2 protein-coding genes and 1 pseudogene are annotated in these 4416 nt (G+C 38.5%); all 3 read left to right on the forward strand.

Annotated elements, in window-relative coordinates:
- A pseudogene (locus Q0017_RS13345) lies at positions 1–125 on the forward strand (IS982 family transposase); the annotation flags it as partial.
- Between the two features lie 896 nt (positions 126–1021).
- Positions 1022–3127 (forward strand): TonB-dependent receptor, encoded by a 2106-nt coding sequence (locus Q0017_RS13350; RefSeq protein ID WP_298147805.1) that lies wholly within the window; start codon positions 1022–1024, stop codon positions 3125–3127.
- 209 nt (positions 3128–3336) lie between these two features.
- Complete coding sequence (locus Q0017_RS13355; RefSeq protein WP_298147808.1) at positions 3337–4221, forward strand: EamA family transporter; 885 nt, start codon at positions 3337–3339, stop codon at positions 4219–4221.
- The last annotated feature ends 195 nt before the right edge of the window (positions 4222–4416 follow it).

Consider the following 4416-nt stretch of genomic DNA (forward strand, 5'->3'; position numbering starts at 1 on the left):
AGCAACAATACAACTTGGTCAGCAGTCGCCATCGTTCCATTTCAGGTTATTTCGCTGGGATTTATGCATCACTCTGTGCTTATCAAATCTGTCATCAAAATAAGCCTCAATTTATAAAGATGTAAAATCAGGCTTATCCATGATTCGGGTTATATTATGTTACGAGCTGCCACCGCCAAGTACGATGGTCTTTGTTATGCCTAGTGAATAAAGCTCGGTATATTACATCATGATTTGTCTACCACTATAACTTGACGTGACCATAAACAGCCACTTCGTAGTTTACGTTTGATTTCTGGAAATGTTTTCCTCAAATGCTGACCAGATACATCTTTCAATCGCTTCACTCAGTTTGAAACAGCGAATTGGGGGGTAATCAACAAATGAAGCTGCTTATATTCACTATTCAACTCAGTTTTTAACATTCTGATGTTGGGGAATATATACAATTGGGAAACACCCTACTTTGGAAAGGTGATGAGGTGAAAGCGATGTTTATTCAGCCAAAGAAAATGCTCAGTACATAGAATAGAAATATGGCTTTGGCATTTTTTGTCTATTCTCCTAAAAACACTCATCACAATTTACAAAAAATTCTTATTTGCACATTAGTAGCTCAATTGCAACAAGATGCCTAAAATATTCTTTAATCATTTAATGACCGAATCACAGCTATTTGTCATTAAAAACTTTAAAAGGTTATGAGTTTTAAATTCAAGCTAAAACACACTCTGCTTTGCAAGATACTAACGTGTTCTACGCAACTTTTATCTTCCAAGTACCTATTTAAACATAACAAGTTTAAAGAACTTGATGAACAGATCAAAATGGATTTTAAGCGCTGCCTTTAGTCTTAAAATTTCTATTTAGTTGCAAAGTTATCTATATTGTTATTTATTTAGTCACAAAATAATCGGCAGAAAAAGCTATTTGTCATCTGAGCTTATATTGTTAAGGTAGCCACCTGAGTAGATGCTGCACCATAAACAGTATCTAAAAAATATATAGATCAGGATGAACTATGCAATACACACTACACTTCAAACAGCATCTATTAACTGTTGCAATCATGATGCTCAGCCAAGAAATTCATGCTGAAAATCTCATTGAGTTAGATACGTTATTATTACAAGCGAATACTCAGACAGAAGTAGAAAAACGTCAACAACAGTTTGATCAGCTAGTCGGGGCGCATAATTTTATTCAAGCGAATGATCAACAGCGCTTGCAAAGCAATGCAGATATGTTGAAGTTAGAGGCTGGCGTTTATGCACAAAGTGCAGGCAATGAAGGCGTTAAAATTTCTATTCGCGGATCAGGTATCAATCGGGGTTCTGGGGCTCATGGTTCAGGTACAACTGTATTATTGGATAATATTGCACTCACAGGGCCTGGTGGTACGCCGTATGAATTATTAGAGCCTGGTTGGCTATCCTATGTTGAAATCCTTCGTGGTAGTCAAGGTTTTGAACAAGGTGCTTTGGCTTTAGGTGGTGTGATTAATTATGTGAGTCATACGGGTAAGACTCAGCAAGGCCAACAGCTGAGTGTAGCTACAGGTTCACATGGCTATCAAAAATATCAATTGAGTATGGGGCAAGACTTAGGCCCACTAGATTACTATGTTGCGGCCACACATAGCCAAAGTCAGGGTCAACAACAGCACAGTCAAAATAAAGCCACAGGCATCAGTGCCAATTTAGGTTATCAAATTAATGATCAGCTACATACTCGTCTTTACCTACGTGCCCGTGAAACAGCACATCAAACCCCTGGACGTTTAACACAGCAACAAATCCAACAAGAGCCGCAACAGGCCAATCCTTATCAGTTAAGTATTGATGCTCAAAGAGTTCAGCCTGGTAGTACTTGGCTTGCTTATCAAACCACATGGCAATTATCACAAGGCGGTATGCTGCAAGCGAGTTTGGCTTATCACGATTATCCTATGGATTTACAAGAGAGCTTATACCGCATACAGGTCGATTATCGTGATCTGACAGGACATTTAAACTGGCAACAACCTTTTACTTGGCAAGAACGTGAGCATCTTTTTAAACTTAATTTAAGAACTACCAATCAACATAATTCTGCATTAGGCAAAGAAAGCCTACGCTTTGACACAGCAGATTATGCTGCTGGTACGCTGAGTCGTCGTTATGTGCATCGCGGTCAAGATCATTTACTTAATTTACAGCATGAATTACATGTTCACCCTCAATTTTGGTGGATCACAGGTATCGGCGGTCTATATACCAAGCGTGACAGTTATGTCACTCAACCATCTACAGATAAAAAATTAAAACAGCAACGTGTAGATTACGCTTATCGTTTAGGTATGCGTTATGACATGAGTGAGCAAACCCAGTGGTATGCCACACTCAGCCGTAGTGTTGAGCCTGCACATGCATGGTCAATGTTATGGGGATCTGATCACTACTTTGCTGACGGCAATGGCCCTGCCACAGGACGCCAAGAAGCGGCACGCCGACTCAAAACTCAAATTGCACATAGCTTTGAAGTGGGAGGGCATGGTCAACATGCTTTAGGTGAGTGGTCAATCAGCTACTACTATAGCCAATTAGAAAATGAGCTGTTAATGGTGCAATTACAACCTAATCCTCATCCAGTGATTGCTGAATCGAATGCCAGTGCTACCATTCATCAGGGCCTTGAAATTGCGTTAAATACGTCACTTTGGGAAAGTGAAACTGCTGGCTTGGTGAGTTTAAAACAAGCCTATACCTTAAGTGATTTCTATTATCAAAATGATCCATTATTTCAGAATAATCAACTTGCAGGTTTACCGCGTCATTATTATCAGGCGCATTTAAAGTATCAGCATCCAAAAGGCTGGTGGCTTGGGCTAAATACAGAATATGCCAGTGCTATAACAATTGACTACGCCAATACCCATCAGACTGATGCTTATCAAATATGGGGTATACAAGCTGCTTGGCCGAGTATTTGGTCTAATGTAGATCTATGGCTTGAAGCAAAAAACCTAACTCAACAAAAATATAGCGCGACGATCACCCCAGGATTTAATGATATGGGGCAAGATCATGCTCGTGCTACACCTGGTGAGGCAAGAGCCATCTATACAGGAATCAATTACCGATTTTAAGCATGAGCATATCTTTATACAAAGAATTGACCAAATCAGAGCAGTATTGAACCTTACTGCTCTCAATATCTTACTATTAAAAATAGCCTAAGTAAATTTAACATTTAAAGTCAAAAAACATCAAATAAATTAAAATAATTTTTCATCAATAAAAAGGTGAAAAGGAACAACCATAGGCGTACATTACAAACAATTAAACATGAGATGAAATTGTGAGCTGGATTTTATTTACGCTTATGGCTGCTTTTATGCAGGCTTGGCGTAACGCTTTTCAAAAACAATTAAGCAGTACAGTAGACGTTTATGGTGTAACACTTGCACGATTCTTATTTGCTGTACCGCTAGCCACAGCCTACTTAATGTGGATGTACTCTACGTATCCTGTTCAGGCAGAGGTGCATTTTAGTTTAAAATTTACTCTATATGTGGTGATCGCAGGTTTAACTCAAATTGCTGCAACTGCTTTGATGGTGCAGTTATTTAAACAAAAAAATTATGCCATTGGGGTGGGTTTAGCTAAAAGTGAAGCCATCTTAGCTGCTATTCTTGCTGTTATTTTTTTAAATGAAGGTTTGAGTGTATATGCATGGTTTGGCGTACTCTTGGGCGGGATTGCTGTATTTCTTTTAAGTAGTGGTCGTAAGCTTAAGGCTCTCTCTTTTTCCACCTTAAGTATTGGCATAGCCAGTGGTTTATGTTTTGCTATTACTTCCCTTTTGGTCAGAGAGGCGAGTTTAGAGCTGACAATGCTGCCATATTTGCATCGTGCAGCTTGGGTATTATTTTGGGTGATTACGTTTCAATGCGTCAGTATGCTTTTGTATTTAGGATTGTTTAGTCGCAAAACTTTATACGCATTATCGCAACGGCTGGGCTTAAGTGTAAAAGTAAGTATCTGTAGCTTTTTGGCTTCTTTAGGCTGGTTTAGTGCAATGAGTCTACAATCTGTAGCGATTGTGAAAACTTTAGGTCAGATTGAGATTTTATTTAGCTTACTCATTTCCATGTTTTTCTTTAAAGAAAAATTAGCGCAACGTGACCATTGGGGATTAATTTTGGTGGTTGTTGCCGCTGTATTGGTGATTTGGGCTTAAAGTAATAAAATACACCCTACTTTAATGTCTTGACTAAAAAGTTAGCTTAAGACACAGCGCGCTATCAAATCAATCATGCAGAGCGCTTAAAAAACCAATCTTTATGATGTTTAACACATGTGTTATTCACCAATTAAAATGTCTATGCGATAAACCATTTAAAATGTCCTGTTTTTAACTGCAAGAGTCAAGCAC

This window comes from uncultured Acinetobacter sp. (genome assembly GCF_947624825.1).
Taxonomy (GTDB): Bacteria; Pseudomonadota; Gammaproteobacteria; order Pseudomonadales; family Moraxellaceae; genus Acinetobacter.